Source organism: Candidatus Goldiibacteriota bacterium (assembly GCA_016937715.1).
In the GTDB taxonomy this organism is placed as follows: domain Bacteria; phylum Oederibacteriota; class PGYV01; order PGYV01; family PGYV01; genus PGYV01.
This window is the reverse complement of sequence record JAFGWA010000035.1, coordinates 31,899-48,613: the sequence shown is the minus strand read 5'-3', so window position 1 is coordinate 48,613 and position 16,715 is coordinate 31,899. Positions and strand designations below refer to the sequence as shown.

The 16,715-nt window shown below is 41.6% G+C and carries 16 protein-coding genes; 13 read left to right on the top strand and 3 right to left on the bottom strand.

Annotated elements, in window-relative coordinates; genetic code table 11:
• The 13 genes from JXR81_04405 to JXR81_04345 form a co-directional block, all read left to right on the top strand.
• Nucleotides 1–756, top strand: a 756-nt coding sequence (locus JXR81_04405) for an EscU/YscU/HrcU family type III secretion system export apparatus switch protein (GenBank protein ID MBN2754090.1), incomplete at its 5' end; no start/stop codon positions are given.
• 2 nt (nucleotides 757–758) lie between these two features.
• A complete protein-coding gene (gene flhA / locus JXR81_04400; GenBank protein ID MBN2754089.1) occupies nucleotides 759–2,855 on the top strand; it encodes a flagellar biosynthesis protein FlhA in 2,097 nt (698 codons plus the stop codon).
• A complete protein-coding gene (flhF, locus tag JXR81_04395; protein MBN2754088.1) occupies nucleotides 2,852–4,141 on the top strand; it encodes a flagellar biosynthesis protein FlhF in 1,290 nt (429 codons plus the stop codon). The genes flhA and flhF overlap by 4 nt, the downstream gene beginning before the upstream one ends.
• The gene (locus JXR81_04390; protein ID MBN2754087.1) at nucleotides 4,111–5,055 is read left to right on the top strand and encodes a MinD/ParA family protein; all 945 of its coding nucleotides are present in this window, start codon (nucleotides 4,111–4,113) and stop codon (nucleotides 5,053–5,055) included. The genes flhF and JXR81_04390 overlap by 31 nt, the downstream gene beginning before the upstream one ends.
• A 28-nt stretch (nucleotides 5,056–5,083) precedes the next feature.
• A complete protein-coding gene (locus JXR81_04385) occupies nucleotides 5,084–5,476 on the top strand; it encodes a PilZ domain-containing protein (protein ID MBN2754086.1) in 393 nt (130 codons plus the stop codon).
• Complete coding sequence (locus JXR81_04380; GenBank protein ID MBN2754085.1) at nucleotides 5,473–5,793, top strand: hypothetical protein; 321 nt, start codon at nucleotides 5,473–5,475, stop codon at nucleotides 5,791–5,793. Before JXR81_04385 ends, JXR81_04380 begins: the two co-directional genes overlap by 4 nt.
• Before the next feature lie 10 nt (nucleotides 5,794–5,803).
• On the top strand, nucleotides 5,804–6,559 hold the full coding sequence (locus tag JXR81_04375; GenBank protein MBN2754084.1) for a FliA/WhiG family RNA polymerase sigma factor: 756 nt from the start codon (nucleotides 5,804–5,806) through the stop codon (nucleotides 6,557–6,559).
• Nucleotides 6,559–8,226: a DUF342 domain-containing protein gene (locus tag JXR81_04370; GenBank protein ID MBN2754083.1), complete on the top strand. Its 1,668-nt coding sequence runs from the start codon at nucleotides 6,559–6,561 to the stop codon at nucleotides 8,224–8,226. Before JXR81_04375 ends, JXR81_04370 begins: the two co-directional genes overlap by 1 nt.
• Nucleotides 8,227–8,257: 31 nt before the next feature.
• Nucleotides 8,258–8,584, top strand: coding sequence for a hypothetical protein (locus JXR81_04365; protein MBN2754082.1), 327 nt, complete (start codon nucleotides 8,258–8,260; stop codon nucleotides 8,582–8,584).
• 3 nt (nucleotides 8,585–8,587) lie between these two features.
• On the top strand, nucleotides 8,588–9,169 hold the full coding sequence (locus JXR81_04360; protein MBN2754081.1) for a hypothetical protein: 582 nt from the start codon (nucleotides 8,588–8,590) through the stop codon (nucleotides 9,167–9,169).
• 71 nt (nucleotides 9,170–9,240) lie between these two features.
• Nucleotides 9,241–11,781, top strand: coding sequence for a hypothetical protein (locus tag JXR81_04355; protein ID MBN2754080.1), 2,541 nt, complete (start codon nucleotides 9,241–9,243; stop codon nucleotides 11,779–11,781).
• A gap of 13 nt (nucleotides 11,782–11,794) precedes the next feature.
• On the top strand, nucleotides 11,795–12,073 hold the full coding sequence (locus JXR81_04350; GenBank protein MBN2754079.1) for an EscU/YscU/HrcU family type III secretion system export apparatus switch protein: 279 nt from the start codon (nucleotides 11,795–11,797) through the stop codon (nucleotides 12,071–12,073).
• Nucleotides 12,074–12,094: 21 nt separating this feature from the next.
• Entirely contained in the window at nucleotides 12,095–13,267 is a 1,173-nt protein-coding gene (locus JXR81_04345) for a hypothetical protein (GenBank protein ID MBN2754078.1), read from the top strand.
• A gap of 37 nt (nucleotides 13,268–13,304) precedes the next feature.
• On the opposite strand, the gene JXR81_04340 is transcribed toward JXR81_04345, so the two are convergent.
• The 3 genes from JXR81_04340 to JXR81_04330 are packed head-to-tail and all read right to left on the bottom strand — an operon-like array spanning nucleotide 13,305 to nucleotide 16,392.
• Nucleotides 13,305–13,703 carry a cell division protein ZapA gene (locus JXR81_04340; protein ID MBN2754077.1) on the bottom strand — a complete coding sequence of 133 codons (399 nt, stop codon included), beginning with the start codon at nucleotides 13,701–13,703 and terminating at the stop codon, nucleotides 13,305–13,307.
• Nucleotides 13,696–13,980, bottom strand: coding sequence for a hypothetical protein (locus tag JXR81_04335; GenBank protein MBN2754076.1), 285 nt, complete (start codon nucleotides 13,978–13,980; stop codon nucleotides 13,696–13,698). Before JXR81_04335 ends, JXR81_04340 begins: the two co-directional genes overlap by 8 nt.
• The gene (locus JXR81_04330) at nucleotides 13,981–16,392 is read right to left on the bottom strand and encodes a phenylalanine--tRNA ligase subunit beta (GenBank protein MBN2754075.1); all 2,412 of its coding nucleotides are present in this window, start codon (nucleotides 16,390–16,392) and stop codon (nucleotides 13,981–13,983) included. It abuts the gene before it with no gap.
• Between the last annotated feature and the right edge of the window lie 323 nt (nucleotides 16,393–16,715).

The following is a 16,715-nucleotide window of genomic DNA, read 5'->3' as shown; positions in this document are numbered from 1 at the left end:
ATTAATCCGGTTCAGGGAATGAAAAGGATGTTTTCGCTTCGCTCGCTTGTGGAACTTATAAAATCCATTATAAAAATAGCCATAATCGGCTATATTTTCTGGTCCACTGTAAGAAAAGTAATGAATGATATTTTTATGACTCCGCTTATGGATATGGAAACATATTTTTCTTTTGCTGCAGGGACGGCTTTAAAGCTTGCCGCCAAGATTGTGGGCGCTTTTATTGTTTTTTCCCTTGTGGATTTTCTTTATCAGAAATGGCAGTATAATGACAATTTAAAGATGTCAAAACAGGAAGTTAAAGATGAATACAAACAGCTGGAAGGCGATCCGATGATAAAGTCCAGGATAAGAAGTATTCAAAGGGAAATGGCAAGAAAAAGGATGATAAGCGAAATACCGCAGGCAGACGTTGTAATTACCAATCCCACTCATGTTGCGGTAGCCCTTAAATATGATGAAACCGGCGAAAAAGCGCCGTTTATAGTGGCAAAAGGAATGAATTTTATGGCTGAAAAAATAAAGGAAATTGCCAGGAAAAACAGGGTGGTAATTGTGGAAAATCCCCCTTTGGCAAGGACACTTGTAAAGCTTGAACTTGGATGGGAAATACCGCCGGATATGTTTCAGGCAGTGGCTGAAATCCTGGCTTTTGTCTATCAAACAAAGGGCAAAATAAGACTTGATGAAAATGAAAAAAAAGTGGATAATAAGCCTTTAAGAGATGATATTATACCGTATATTGGAGGTAGTTAATAATGCCGGCTGCCAGCCCTGATACCGGATTTTCTGCTTCATTAAGAAGATCCACAGATTTTATAGTAGTATTCGCGATTGTCGCGGTTGTTTTAATGATCGTTGTTCCTTTACCGCCGTTTCTGTTGGATTTACTTCTTGTATTAAACCTGGCGCTGGCGCTTGTTGTGCTGATTGTTACCATGTATGCTAAAGAACCGCTGCAGTTTTCCACTTTTCCTACTTTGCTTTTAATTGTAACGGTTTTCAGGCTTGCGCTGAATATTTCCGCCACCAGGCTTATCTTAAGCCAGCCGCTGGATGTGGGTGAAGTAATCCCGACATTCGGAAATTTTGTTGTGGGCGCGCAGGACATGAGCGGACTTATAATCGGGCTTGTTATTTTCACCATAATCATACTTGTACAGTTTGTGGTAATCACTTCCGGCGCCCAGCGTGTGGCTGAAGTTGCGGCAAGGTTTACCCTTGACGCTATGCCGGGAAAACAGATGGCAATTGACGCTGATTTAAACGCCGGGCTTATCACTGATGAAGAAGCAAGGGGAAGAAGAAGGTCAATAGAAAGGGAAGCGGATTTCTATGGTTCAATGGACGGTGCCAGCAAGTTTGTAAGGGGTGATGCCATTGCCGCAATAGTAATTGTCCTTATAAATATCATTGCCGGATTTTTCATAGGCATAATTTTCCACGGTATGACTCTTGCGGACGCCGCGATGAGATACACGGTATTAACGATAGGCGAAGGCCTTGTCACACAGATTCCCGCGCTTTTATTATCTGTAGGCACGGGTATTATAGTCACAAGGGCGGCGTCAGACGCCAACCTTGGGCAGGATTTCGCGGGAGAGTTATTCGCGCAGCCAAGGGCAATTGCCCTGGTGGGTGTGGTGCTGTTCTTTATGGGTTTTGTTTTCCCTTCGTGGCTTGTAAAAATACCTTTCTTCATGATGGCGGTAATTGCGTGGACCGTTTCTTACATCATAGGCGTGGCTGATAAAAAGATTGCTCAGCAGACCGCGGTCACCAAAGAAAAAGAAGAACAGACAAAACGCGAACCGGAAAATGTAATGCCGTTAATTCAGGTTGATACAATGGAACTTGAAATTGGTTTCGCGCTTATACCGCTGGTGGATCCGTCACAGGGCGGCGATCTGCTTGACAGGGTAACGATACTTAGAAAACAGACTGCGTTAGAACTGGGGCTTGTGGTTCCCCCAATCAGAATACGCGATAATATGCAGCTTTCTTCCAATGAATATGTGGCGAAAATAAAGGGTGTTGAAGTTTCCAGGGGTAAAGTGGAAATAGGCTATTATCTTGCCATGAAACCGGGATCGCAGGCTATGGATATTGAAGGTATTCCCGCTAAAGATCCGGCGTTTAACCTGCCCGCGAAATGGATAAAAGAAAGCGAAAAGAGAAACGCGGAATTAAAAGGGTACACGGTTGTGGATGTGCCTTCGGTTATATCCACCCATTTATCTGAAATTATCAAAGCCCACGCTGACGAACTGCTTACAAGGCAGGAAGTACAGCAGCTTATTGACATGGTAAGAAAAACAAATGCCGCGGTTGTGGATGAACTTATACCCGGCGCGCTGTCAGTAGGGGAACTTCAGAAGGTATTGCAGAACCTTATAAGGGAAAAAGTTTCAATCAGGGATCTGGTTACAGTTTTTGAAACGCTTGCCGACCACGCCAAGTCTACAAAAGACACAGAAGTGCTGACGGAATTTGTAAGGCAGGCAATGGCAAGGTATTTTACGCACAAGTATTCCAAAGACGGCATAATTTTCGCGATAACAATTGATTCGGAACTTGAACAGCACATACTTGAATCTTTAAGGCAGGCGGATAAATATTCAAGTGCCGGCCTTGACCCCCATGTGATACAGGGTATATATAACAGCGTTATTAATGAATTCAAGAGAAATGCAGGAAAAGAATATGATCCTGTAGTGCTTTGTTCGCCGCTTATAAGGGGTTATTTCAGGAAAATAGTGGAAAAAATACTTCCCAATCTGGCCGTCCTTTCATACAATGAAGTTGTGCCAAAGGTTGAAGTGCGGTCTGTGGGTATGGTAAAAGTTCCCCTATGAGAATAAAGAAGTTTGACGCTGAAACATTACAGGGGGCGCTTGCCAAGGTAAAAAAAGATTTTGGCCCCGAAGCTGTCATTCTTCACACAAAGAAATACAAAAAAGGCGGAATATTCGGTCTGTTTGGAAGCGAACGCACGGAAGTCACAGCCGGAATAGACATCAATATAGAAAAACCAAGGGCCCCTCAATTTATGCCTGCTGCCCAGCAGCCTGTATCTTCTTATGGCAGAACACAGCAGGTAAATCAGCAGTATATTCCTCAGCCTGTGCAAAGGCAGGCAGCGCCTATACAGCAGCAGACTTCCCAGGTAAATATGGATATGATAGCCAATTACAGGCGAGTGGAAGATATATCGCTTAAGAATGAATCTTTTGCCAGAGAATTAAATGAAGGTAAAATATCCCTTGGCGGAAATATCAGGGGGATGAAAGAACCTTCAGCTGCCGGAGTGAACTTAAAGGACGGCATAGGCAGGATACAGAAACTGCTGCTTGATAACGGGGTGGAAGAGAATCTTGTTTTCAGGACGCTTCAGACAATTAATTCCCAGCTGTCAGACGCGCAGATAAATAATAAGCAGTACATAGACAACTATCTTCTGGACTATCTTTCCGGGATGATAAAAGTTTCCGGCCCTTTTAAGACGGCTGCGGGCACTCCTAAAATTATTTCATTTATCGGGCCTACCGGCGTGGGCAAGACCACTACGCTTGCCAAGTTAGCCGCAAAATACGCGCTGGTGGAAAATAAAAAAGTTGTGCTTGTAAGCGCGGATACTTACAGAATAGCCGCGGAAGCCCAGTTGAAAAAGTACGGGGAAATAATGGGGATTCCGGTGGAAATAGTGCTTACGCCCGCGGATTTCAAAAAGGTAATTAACAAACATATGGATAAGGATATTATATTTTTTGACACAGCCGGAAGAAGCCCGCGGAATAAAAAACAGCTTATGGAACTGAAGGAATTTATGGAAGTTTATTCGCCCATGGAAACGCACCTGGTGGTAAGCGCTGTTACAAAGTATTATGACGCTTTAAGTATAATCAATAATTTTGGCATGGTGCCAATTCACAGGATTCTGTTTACCAAACTTGACGAAACAAAGAATTACGGGATGCTTCTTAACTTAAGCGTGGGTTCGGGAGGAATTCCTGTTTCATATCTTACCGTTGGCCAGACCGTGCCAGATGACATTGAAGTGGCGGATTCCGGCGTTATGGCAAGACTAATATTAAAAGGAGACTTTGAAGCTTGGATCAAGCAGAGAAACTTAGAGAGTTAGTAACCGCTAAAAGGCAGAGCGAACCGGATGCCGCCAATAACGGCGATGAAAATCAGGACCCAAAGGGTAATGAGAATAAAATTCATCATTCCAAAAGCTCCACGAAGGTAATAGCCGTTTCAAGCGGTAAAGGCGGGGTGGGTAAAAGCAATTTTACCGTTAACCTTGCGATTGAACTTTCAAAGCTTGGCAACAGGGTTATGATATTTGACGCGGACCTTGGGCTGGCAAACGTTGATATAATTTTCGGAATAAATCCGCGTTATAATCTTACCCATGTTATAAGGGAAGAAAGAAGTATAAAAGATATTATTACAGAGACTGAATACGGTGTGAAACTTATTGCCAGCGGGTCGGGGGTAAAAGAGCTTGCTAATTTAAGCAATGTGCAGAGGGAAAAGTTTATAACCCAGCTTGCGGAAGTTGAAGACATGGTGGACATACTTCTTATTGATACGGGAGCCGGAATAAGCAAGAACACGCTTAGTTTCATCTATGCTTCCGACTATGGAATAGTAATAACAACGCCGGAGCCGACAGCCCTTATGGATGCCTACGGGCTTATTAAAGTGGTGTCTTTAAGCAAAGAAGCGGTGCCGTTGAAGCTTATTGTCAACATGGCAAATTCAAAAGAAGAGGCAAAAGAAATAGCTTCAAGGGTAATCCTTTTATCAAGGCGTTTTTTAAATACGTTTGTGGAATCTTACGGTTTTATTTACAGGGATAAAGCGGTATTAAACAGCGTTATGTCCCAGAAGCCGTTTTCGGTTCTGCATCCGGATTCCAGGGCGGCAAACTGCGTAAAAGAAATAGCGGAAAGAATATCTGACAGGTTTGTAAAAGAACGCGGCGGTGAAAAAAAGCCTAACAATATTACAGAAGCGTTTAAAAAAGTATTTGATATTTTCAGGTAATATAAACTGAATTTTACGGAGGGTAAAAATGGCACAAAGAAGGAATTTTGTTAGGCTCTCTAAAAAAATCAAGGTTGAATTCAGGCAGATTGTTGAAAGGTACGCGAATGCATCCGTTCCGCCGAACATATCATACACCACATCCATAAGCGGAAACGGCCTTACCATACTTTCGGGCAAAGACATAAAAAAGGGGACGAAATACGAAATTGATATTTTTGTCAAGGATGGTACGGATTCCCCCATAACGGCAGCGGGAGAAGTTTTGGGTTCGGAAGAAATTGAAAAAGGGCAGTTTGAACTTAAGTTAAAAATAACGGAGATTGATGAAGCGGACAGGGACAGGCTTGCAAGTTATATTATCAGGGAAGATTTAAAAGTAAAGAATGCCGCAAAGAAAACATCAAAGAAAACAAAATGAACAGGCGGCTTGCTGCGGAAATTTCGCTGCTTATAGGCAGCGCGGGGTTCTTTATAGGAGGCCTGGTAAGTATAAATAAAGAAATAAACGAGATACTGCTTTCCGCTGTGCTTATCGGGGTAACATCTTTTTTTATGGCATTTTTTGGAATTCACCTTATATTTCATGAAGAGATGGAAGCGCTTTCGAAAAAAATAAAAAAAACCGGATATAATACGGAAATTAAACACCCTGCTGCGCCGGTAAAAGAACCTGTAAAGGGCAAAAAGATAGATTTAACTGCTGGAAATAATAACATAGAAGACCTGTTCAGGTAAGGGGAGTTAATTGGAAACAAACGGGGATTTGTGGAAAAGCTACGCTAAAAACAGGGACGATAAAACAAGGGAACAGATTATTAAAGCGTATCTTCCGCTTGTAAAATATTTTACCGACAGGATATCATATCAGCTGCCGGCAGAAGTAAGAAAAAATGACAGGGAAGACCTGTACATAGAGGGTGTTATAGGCCTGATAGAAGCTGTGGAAAAATTTGATATCGCCAGAAATATCAAATTTGAAACCTTTGCATCCAAAAGGGTAAGAGGGGCAATAATAGATTCGTTAAGAAAAGAAGATTTACTGCCTAAAAATGTCAGGGAAACGGCAAAAAAGGTGGAAAATGCTTATATAGCAACGGAAAGCAGGCTTGGCAGGCCGGCTACGGATGAAGAAATGGCAGAAGAATTAGGGATGACAACGGAAGCTTTTTATGATATATTGGATAAAATTAAAGGAATTACCCTGCTTTCGCTTGACGGGGATATATTAAGCAGGAACGGGGAAAAATTCAGTTTTGAAGATATTTTGGGTGATGAACCGGCAGTCCTTATTGAATTTGAAAAAGATGAAGTTAGAGCCATGCTGGCGGGCTTCATAGACGCTCTTGATAAAGATGAAAGAACAGTCCTTGAATGTTATTACTGGCATGAAATGAATTTCAAGGAAATAGGCAAAGTGCTTGATGTTTCTGAATCAAGAGTGTGCCAGATACACACAAAAACGGTATTAAGATTAAGAAGCGGTTTTAAGAAAACCGCATAATGAGAGGTGAATTTATGGTGGATATGGACGGTTATTCAACAGTTACTACGGAAGATGACGGGGTTTATCTTACGGTATTTGCACCCAAAGGCAAAGGGCTTAAAGTTGAACTTGCCTCTATTCAGCAGGAACTTGCAAAACATCAGATAAAGGATCTGGATTTTAAAGCTGTTGAGCGTGCCGTAAGGGAAGCCACCGGCCAGCCTGTTTTAATTGTGCAGGAACGCATTGATGTTAAAGACGGACAGATATTTGTGAAAGTTGACCCGGAAGAAATGAGCGCCATGATTACAATTGTCCCCCCGCAGGGCGGCGGCAAAGAGATAGAAGAAGAAGATGTTATTAACGCGTTAAAAACAGAAGCGGTATCATTTGGAATTAAACATGATGTCATAAAGGCGCTTGTATCCAAGGCTAAAGAAGCAAAAAATGACCCTACTGTCCTGCTTGAAGCCATTGAAGATGTGGTTGCGGAAGGCCAGGGCGTTATTAACGGTGAAGACGCAAAGCTGGAACTTTTATTTGATAACGCTCTTAAGACAGAAGCATCCGCATCGGAAGGCGCTGAAGGCGCGGTTGATTATAAAAATGTGCAGAGCCTGCAGAACGTGAAAAAAGGACAGGCTCTTGCAAAAAAAGTCCCGCCGACAAACGGTGTTAACGGTATGACGGTTACGGGAAAAGAATTAACAGCCGCTAAAGGAAACGAAGTAAAGTTTCTTATGGGTAAAGGCGTGGAACAGGCAATGGGCAACGCCGAACTTTATGTGGCTTCCAATGACGGACAGGTGGTTTATAAAAACAATAAACTTGAAGTACTTGAAATATTTGAAGTTCAGGGAGACCTTGGCCTTGCCATAGGCAATATTGATTTTGTGGGAACGGTAATAATACACGGAAGTGTGGGGGAATATGTTATTAAGGCCGGGCAGGATGTCGTAATTGACGATGTCGCTGACGGAACTGAAATTTATGCCGGCGGAAAAGTTACTGTGAAAGGCGGTATTGTAGGAAAAAAAGCAAAAGTTGTGGCGCAGGATGAAGTAAACACAAAATACATCCGTAACGCTTACGTGGAAACAGAAAAAAGTATCATAGTAAATGAAGCTGCCATGCATTCCACGCTTGTGGCAGGGGATAAGATAGGCATAATGGGAGCCAAAGGGCTGCTGGTAGGCGGAACAATAGCGGCAGGCCATGAAGTAACAGCAAAGGAAATAGGGGCAAAGATGGCGACGCCGACGGAAATAACAATAGGTGAAACCCCCAAGATGAGGGAAGAAATGGCAAAAGCCACATCAGAATTAAGCGGAATCAACGAACAGCTTGATAAGACTAAAAAAGGTATTTTATTCTTAAAAGACCTTCAGCAGAAATCCGGAGGACAGCTTCCGCCCGATAAAAGGGACTTAATGGCAAAACTTACAAGGACTCAGTTTAAACTTATGACTGACCAGAAAAAGTGGGAAGAAACAAAGTCTAAACTGGATGCAAAAGCAAAAGAAATGCAGACCACAAAAAGAGGCAAAGTAAACTGTATGGGTATGGTTTACACCGGAGTAAAAGTCATAATAAACAAAGCCCAGCGAACAGTAAATGACGAGCTTAAGTATTGTACATTTGTAGAGAAGAACGGCGAAATTCAGGTTCTTCCGTTCTCCGGATAAACGGATTCACACAAAAAGGCGGTGACGCGCAGTGAGATTATACGATATGCAGGTTATGATCACCGCGTCCGTTTTAGCGTCAAAATATAATGACGCGCTGCTTTCAGGGGTTCAGACCGCGCAATCAAAAGAAATGCTTAAACTTCAACAGGACGCGGAACACCGTAAAGACCAGGTGGTTGATCCGGAAAATAAATCGGAAGCATCCGCTATAGCCGAAAAAAAAGAAAATACAAGACAATGGAAAAAAAGTTCGTTTGATCAGAAAAGCGGCAGGGATGAAGCCGGATTAACACCGCAGGCGGATGATAACGTCAAGCCCGATTTAAAAAATCATATAATTGATATTAAGGCGTAAACCATGACAACGGCACTTATAATTCTAAATATACTTCTTTTGGCGGCGGTTATATTTTTGTTTTTAAAAAAACCAAAAGAAAAAAGCGGTGTTTTATCAGAGCTTGAAGACATTGAACTTATAGAGTTTCAGCATAATATGCGCCAGCTTGTGGAAGAAATGGAAAAATCAGCCTCTTTAGGCGTGTCGTCAATAAACAGCGCCAAAACAGAGCTGGATAAAAAATTGAAAGAGACTGAAACAGTTATAAAAGAACTTAAATACCTGCTTGAAAGAAACAGGCTGCAGAGAACTGCTGAATATAAAACGGAGATATCTTCGGTTCAGGAACCTGCAGCAGCTGTGCCTGTTGTGCAGGAAGCAAAACCCCAGGCAGAACCGGCAATAATTACAAGGCAGCCTGCCGTATTTGAAATTAAAGAAGAACCCAAAAATCCAAAGCAGGCTGTAAAGCCATCCGTTAAAGATAAATATGACAGGGTGGGTAAACTGCTGGATAACGGCATGGCTGTTCAGGAAATTGCTTCGGTGACCGGGATGTCATTTGGGGAAATTGAACTTATTAAAAACCTAAAAAAACAGTAAAGAAAACCTTTTATTTTCCGATATATTATTTATAAAGGCACAGTTGCTTTATTTAATTTAAGGCGGTGAATATGGCTGTTTCGGGTTTATCAGGTAATTTATTTGAACTTTTAAGTTCACAGGATAAAAAAGTTTCAGACCTGTTTGCCCTTTTAAAGGCCGGTGATACTTTAAAAGGCAGGGTAATTGAAGTCATTCCTTCCGACAATAAGGCGATAATCAACTTTAAAGGTTATAATGTTATATCCCAACTGCCAAATAACGCGCCGTTGTCCAAAGGCGATGCGATAACGGTTCAGGTTTCGCAGATGGGTGAAAAAATATTTATGAAACTGATACCTGACGGCCTTGCCGCGGCAGGCAAACTTATGCCTTCGGCGGTGTCTGTTCAGCCGGCGGCAGAACAGGTGGCAGCTCTTCTATCCGCCATAAAAGTACCGGTTAATGAACAAAATATCTATACCGCCATGAAACTTGCGGATTATCAGATAGCGGTAACAAAAGAAAATATGAATCAGATACACACCGCGCTTAATAATTACATGTCACAGAAAGGCGTAGACGCGTCATCTTTAAATTCTGTTTTTGACAAAGCGGCCGCCCAGACCGCTTCTTTCAGGCAGGATTCCATAATCGCAATGATGTCGCTTAATTTAAAGCTTAATCAGGCTGTTAAAACCATGGCGGGTATAAAAGACCCTCAGGTAATTAACGCGTTAAAGCAGGAAGTTTCCGCTGCCATGATTAATAGTATCAACACGGTTAATTCAGCGGCAAAGTCGGCTGATGATGTGTCGGTTAATGTAAAAGACGGCAGTGTTACGCTGAATGTTAATAATACCGGCAAAGAACTTTTATCGCTTTTTATGAATAAAGCCGCGGGAGAAAATCTCGCAAAGCCTGCCGAGGTGAATAATTTTCTGAACGCGGCGATGTCATCTGATAAACAGCCGGTTACCGCAAAGTTTGCGTCAGGCGCGGAAATTTCATATAATCCGGTTAAACTTGAACTGAACATCAGTTTTCCGGGTATGAATGCCGCGTTAAACACTGTTGTGCCTTCTGGAAACCCGGAGCTTGCCGCTGCTGCCGCAAAAAGCCTTGCGGGAAGATTTTTTGAACCTTCAATTAAACCGGAAACTTTTAAGCCTGCAGAAATGCCTTTGGGACAGAAAGTTTTGGCCGGAGCCGGATTAAATTTAAATAAAGATATATTCGCAAGGATAATGGCAATAGGAAATAATACGGAACAGCGGGGATTACAGGCAAACGCAGGAAGGGAAGATATGGCGCCGCAGGTAAAAAGCGCAAGAGATATGGCGTCAGCGATAACTGATTTTACAAAGAATCTGGCGCAGGCGGCATCCGCGGTTAAAAACGGCAATTCTCAACTGTCAGGTGAAATATTACGTGTTTCGGAAAAACTTAATGAATTCATAAAAGCAAATTCAAAAGTTATATTTGGAAATGCGACGGCGGCAGAAGCCGCTAAATTTACTAAAAATGCGGCTGAATTTGTGGAAAATAACATTAACAGCAGCATATTAAAAGACTTTTTTGTTAAACCTGAAATTAACAGTACCGCAGTAAATCTGCCGGTTACTAAATTTGACGTGGAATCGGCAATTGAATCCCTGATATTTTTAAAATCAAGGGAAATGCCCCTTGATAATACAAAGTTTACGGATATCATGAATAAGTATTTCTCCGGGGATATCAAATTAAATCAGAATCTGGAAGCTTTAAACGCATCACTTTCGCGTTTTTTAGCCGCGGGAGAATCTATGCGTGCCGCGGGATATAATGAATCAAAAAGCATGCAGCTTGCAGCCGGCATAAAAGAAGCAATAGCACAGATATCAATTAAGCCGTCTGACCGGGCGGTAATGGACGGGCAGATTAAAAATTTTATAGAAAAAAGCGGAATAACACTTGAAGCGCAGGTTAAGGATATTTTTTCGGGGAAAGCGCACGGTTTTTCTGATGGTCAGTCAAAAGAAGCGTTGATTAGCGGCGCAAGGCAGAATATGAAGTCGCTGCTTGTCGGCCTTGAAGCGGAATTATCGGTTTTTGAACGTAATACATCCGCGGCGATGAAAAATGCGGACAATGACACGTTGTCTGTGATAAAAGATACTGTTAACGGCGCAAGAGAAAGCGTCAAAGACACGCTTAATAACCTTAATGCCATGCAGTTTATAAATCAGAAACCGGCAGCGTATGAAATCATTTACACGCAGATACCGCTTCTTATGGATAACAAACTGTTTAACGGAGAGCTTCAGGTGTGGTACAGAAAGGGCTCGTTAAAAGAAAACCTTGAAGCGAAAGAGCCGGTAAATATTATGTTTGTCCTTAACACTTCCAAACTTGGAAACGTTAAGGTCAGGATGACGGTTTATAAAAATGACGTTGAATGCACTGTTATTGCGGATAACGAAAAGGCCAAACAACAGCTTACAAAGATGAAAAATGATTTTTTAAAGGGTATAGAAACAATAAATTACAGCATGAGAAACTTTATGATAAAGACAGAAGAAGCCGGAGAACAGGTATCTTCCCCTGAATCTGACGGTTATATCAATCTTGGAAATATTAACTTAAAGGCCTAAAAGGGGAAACGTTATGCCGGAAAAAAAGTTAAACGCAATTGCGGTTAAATATGACAAAGATAAAGACGGAGCCCCCAGAATTGCGGCAAAAGGCAAAGGTAATATTGCCGAAAAGATAATAGAACTTGCCAAAAAAAATGATATTCCGCTGTACGAAGATCCTGATTTAATTGAAGTTCTGTCAAAACTTGACCTTGGTCAGGAAATACCGTCTGAACTTTATAAACTTATAGCGGAAGTCCTTGTTTATGTTTATAAGGCAAACGGCAAATCGGGCAATATTCTTTTATAACTTCAGGAAACCGGAGGAAAAATGAGAAAGACATTAATTTGTGCCGGCTTATGCTTATTTATATCCGGATGTGATTTCAACGGCATCAAAAGTTTTAAAGGGTATAAGAACTATGGCGGTAAAACTTATGACAGTGTCAGGTCAATATGTAATAACCCAAAAGGCGGTTATTTTCTTGCCGGTATGACCAATTCCTTTCCGGGCGGTACGATTGACGGTTATCTTGTTAAAATTGATGAAAAAGGCAGGGAAAAATTCAGCCGCAATTTTGGAGAAAAAGGGGATGACCGGTTATTTAAAGTTATAACCACAAAAGACGGCTTGTTAATGTGCGGTTATAGCGATTCCAAGGGCGCGGGTTTACGGGATGCGTATCTGGTAAAAACCGGTTTTGACGGTAAAGAAATATTTCAGTCATATTTTGGCGGGCCGGGAAATGATGAAGCGGCAGGAATGTGCGAAAGTCTAAACGGGAATATCGCCATGGCCGGCAACTCATCTTCTTTCAGCGGGTCAAATGCCATAGAAATATATTTTGTATTAGCTGACAAAAACGGGAATAAGTTATTAACCAGGACTTATGGCGGCGGTAAATTTGATTTTGGCACCGCGATAATATCAGCTGATGACGGTTTTGTAATGGCAGGCAGGTCCTCTTCGTGGTCAAAAGGCGGATATGACGGTTTTGTTATGAAACTGGACGCAAAAGGAAACAGCCTTGCTTTTAAAACGTTCGGTGATAAAGGATACGACGGCTTTGAAGATATCATAAAAACTTCGGACGGAGGATATGCTGTTGTCGGTGAAACCTCAGATACGGCAAAAGACGGCAATTCCGCGCAGGTTTATCTTTTAAAACTTGACGGGCGGTTAAACGCTGTATGGGAAAAGACTTACGGCGGCAAGCTGATTGATACGGGAAAAACGATAATTGAAGACGGTAAAAATTATGTAATAACTGGTACAACTGATTCGTACGGCAATGGTTCTTCTGATATTTTTGTAATGAAAGTTGACGCTTCCGGAAATTCGCTGTGGACTTCAACTTTTGGCGGAAGAAAAGATGAATACGCCGCAGGTACGGTAAAAGCGCCGGACGGAGGTTATGTTACGGCCGGCTGGACAGGCACTTATGGAAAAGGCGAATATGATGCTTTTGCCGCGAAAATTGATAACAAAGGAATTCTTAAATAAGGATTTTGGTATAGGTCATAAAAAGGTTTAAAAGTTACTATTCTTCAGGTTCTTCGTTATCATTTTCAGGTTTTTTATTATATTCAGTATTGTCTGTTAAGCCTGATTCGGATTCTTTTTCCGGTATTATACCTGAAGGAAGTTCTTTATCTATCATGGATATAAGGTTTTCAACTCTGTTGCGGACAGCCTGAAATTGTTCTTTTGGAATGTATTTTTCTTTTAAGTTCTTTTTTGCTTCAAACAGTTCGTCCGCAAGGTTAATGGCTGCAAGTATTGCTATTTTTTTGGTATCTTTAAGCCCTGTGGCGTACTGAACTTCCGTCATTTTATTGTTGATATACGCTGCAAGGGAAGTGATATATTCCGGTTCGGCTACGCCTTTTATTGTATATTCGTTGCCGAAAATATTCACTGTAATTACGGATTTATCCATTGCTGTCATCCTCTTGGCCTGTGCCGGATACTTTTTTCAACTGGTCAAGCATCCTTGTGATTTTAACCGTTAAAACGTTTCTTTCCTGCCTGTATTTATCAACAGTCTTTTTAAGCGTTTCAAGTTCGTATAGAATTTCGGGCGATATGGCATCAGCCCCCGAAGAAAGGTTTTTAATTTCGTCCTTCAGCCTTGTGTTTTCGGCGTGAAGGTGATTAACGGCAAGCAGCAGCTCTTTTACCTTTTCTTCAAGAATCTCAATGGCGATAAGAGGCATTTATGACCTCAGCTCCGCGTTTATTTCTTTCTTAAGCCTGTTAATTATGGTATCCATGATTTTGTTAATTTCGGTTTCGGATAAAGTCCTTTTGTTTGACTGAAAAACTATATTGTAAGCAAGGCTTTTAAAACCGTCGGGCACCTGTTTGCCTTTATATATGTCAAAAAGGCTTATGGATTTTATAAGCGACTGCCGGCCGTCTTTAATAATATCTTCCACGGCAGAGTGCGGCACTTCGTTTTTTAATAAAAGGGCAAGATCCCTTTTAACCGAAGGATAAACCGAAAGCTTTGTCAGTCGCTTTACGGGTTTATAAAGTGAATACAATTCTTCAAGATTTATTTCCAGCAGATAGGCTTTCTCTTTAAGTTTGTTGTCATAAGCTATTTCTTCTTTTAATCCGCCGATTGTACCCACGCGCCTGCCGGAAATGAAGATGCCGGAAGAGTATTCCAGAAACTCCGGATAGTATGAATCCGGCGTGTATATTGGCATTTCGTCCGTATTAAGAAGGGCATGCAGCCCTGAAACAGCCGCTTTAAGATAATAAAGGTCGGTTTTCAGCAGCTTGCCGCTGAATGACGGCTCCATTATATTGCCGTATGAAACGGCGCTTAAATGAGGGGTCTGGGTGTAATTGCCTTCAAGGGGGCGCGAAAAAGTGTTTGCAATTTCAAAAAGGTGAACATTTTCGTTTTCTTTATTGTAATTAAAAATAAGGTTTTTTATCATGTCCGGTATCATGGTGGTTTTCATATGCGATTCTTCTTCGTTAAAAGGGTTGGCAATTGCCGCAGGGGAAGGGTGCGCATAGGCCTCTGCTTTAAGTTCCTTTAAAAGTTTTTTATTCATGAAACTGTAATTAACCGCCTGAGAAAAACCAAATGAAGCCATTGTATTGCGGGCTTTGCTTATAAACTGCTGCAATTCGGGGCTTGTGCCCAGCGTCACGCGCGTTAAAGGCATGGTCATGGGAATGTTATCATAGCCGTATATCTGGGCGATATCTTCTATTAAGTCAATTTCTTTTTCTATATCAACCCTGTAACCCGGGACGCAAACTGTCATTGTAACGCTGTCTTTGGCGGTGACGGTAAAATTAAGGTCTTTAATTACAGCCTCCGCGGTGTCCGGAGTGAAGGGGATGCCTGTTATTTTGCCAAGTGTTTCAAAACGCACCTTTATTTCTTTGGGCGCGGTTTTAACGGGGTAGATATCTATTATTTCAAAAGACGCTTTTCCGCCTGCTGTTTCTATAATAAGGTTAACCGCGCGGTTCATGGCGTTTATGGTGTTGTCAATATCAATGCCGCGTTCAAAACGGTAAGAAGAATCTGACTTAATGGCAAGGCTTCGCGAGGTCTTTCTGACAGAACCTGGTTTAAAGAAAGCCGATTCAAGTACAATTGTTGTTGTTGAATCTGTAACGGAAAAATGCTCGCCGCCCATTACGCCGGCTATGGCCGCCGGTTCCGCGGAATCGGCAATCATTAAATCTGTTTCTTTGGGTTCGTATGTTTTGCCGTCAAGCGCCGTTATTTTTTCGCCCTTTTTTGCCGTACGTATTATTATCTTATTGCCCTTAAGTTTTGCGTGGTCAAAAGCGTGAAGCGGCTGGTTTAATTCCAGCAGGACAAAATTGGTGACGTCCACAATGTTGTTAATGGGGCGTATGCCGGATGAAATAAGTTTTTCTTTAAGCCAGTCAGGGGAATCTTTCACGGTTACGTCCTTTATTATTCTGGCGGCGTAACGCGGGCATCGTTCAGGCGACTGATTTTCAACCTGAAGCATTGAATTGATATCAAGCTTTGGGTCAATGTATGTATCCTGCAGGGACCAGGACGGCATCTTAACGGGTTTTTTATATACGGCAGACGCAAGCCTTGCAATTCCTGTTATGCACAGCAGGTCAGGCCTGTTGGGGGTTATTTCAAAGTTAAAAACAGTATCGGGTTTAACCGGTGAAAATTCGGAGCCAAGCGGGTATTTAGCTTCATCAAGAAGCATTATGCCTGAATGGTCATCGCCAAAACCAAGTTCGCGGCCGGAACACATCATGCCTTCGGATTCAATCCCGCGGATTTTGCTTCGTTTAATAGCAACGCCGCCCGGCAGGGTAGCGCCAAGCCTTGCAAGGGGCACTATCTGGCCTTCTTTAATATTAGGAGCGCCGCATACCACTTTATACGTCTGCGTGCCGTCTGTCACGTCACAATAGGCCAGTTTATCAGCGTTAGGGTGTTTATCTATTTTAAGTATCTTTGCGGAGACTACATTGGAAATTTCAGATTTTTTCTCTATAATTTCTTCGCAGGCAAGCCCGGACATATATAATTTTGAAGCGAATTCTTCTGAAGGGGTGTTAACATCTATATATTCTTTAATCCAATTGTAACTTGCAAGCATTATAAATTAATCCTCCTGTATAATATGAAACAAAATAGTATTCTTAATCCTTCATAGAACTGTTTAGATTATACAATAATGGCAAAATATGTCAATTTTAATGTATTCGTTTAAGAAAAACGGAATAGCACTAAAATCATGAAAAGCCATTTAAAATATAGAGGTTTTAGGTTTTTTGCTCTAAAGGTATAAGAATGCGCATAATCACTTAATTTTAATAAAATGCGGATTTTTATAGGCGCATATCGCAAATTTAAAACATATTTCTTGCCATAAACTTTAAATCATAGTAATATTCGTAAAATGGTTTTATGATTAACGTA

Excerpts from the sequence above, each read along its gene's own strand:
- JXR81_04355 (MBN2754080.1), top strand. The coding sequence starts at position 9,241 with ATGGCTGTTTCGGGTTTATCAGGTAATTTATTTGAACTTTTAAGTTCA.
- flhA (MBN2754089.1), top strand. The coding sequence starts at position 759 with ATGCCGGCTGCCAGCCCTGATACCGGATTTTCTGCTTCATTAAGAAGA.
- JXR81_04340 (MBN2754077.1), bottom strand. The coding sequence starts at position 13,703 with ATGGATAAATCCGTAATTACAGTGAATATTTTCGGCAACGAATATACA.
- JXR81_04350 (MBN2754079.1), top strand. The coding sequence starts at position 11,795 with ATGCCGGAAAAAAAGTTAAACGCAATTGCGGTTAAATATGACAAAGAT.
- JXR81_04345 (MBN2754078.1), top strand. The coding sequence starts at position 12,095 with ATGAGAAAGACATTAATTTGTGCCGGCTTATGCTTATTTATATCCGGA.
- JXR81_04335 (MBN2754076.1), bottom strand. The coding sequence starts at position 13,980 with ATGCCTCTTATCGCCATTGAGATTCTTGAAGAAAAGGTAAAAGAGCTG.
- JXR81_04380 (MBN2754085.1), top strand. The coding sequence starts at position 5,473 with ATGAACAGGCGGCTTGCTGCGGAAATTTCGCTGCTTATAGGCAGCGCG.
- JXR81_04360 (MBN2754081.1), top strand. The coding sequence starts at position 8,588 with ATGACAACGGCACTTATAATTCTAAATATACTTCTTTTGGCGGCGGTT.
- flhF (MBN2754088.1), top strand. The coding sequence starts at position 2,852 with ATGAGAATAAAGAAGTTTGACGCTGAAACATTACAGGGGGCGCTTGCC.
- JXR81_04385 (MBN2754086.1), top strand. The coding sequence starts at position 5,084 with ATGGCACAAAGAAGGAATTTTGTTAGGCTCTCTAAAAAAATCAAGGTT.
- JXR81_04370 (MBN2754083.1), top strand. The coding sequence starts at position 6,559 with ATGAGAGGTGAATTTATGGTGGATATGGACGGTTATTCAACAGTTACT.
- JXR81_04330 (MBN2754075.1), bottom strand. The coding sequence starts at position 16,392 with ATGCTTGCAAGTTACAATTGGATTAAAGAATATATAGATGTTAACACC.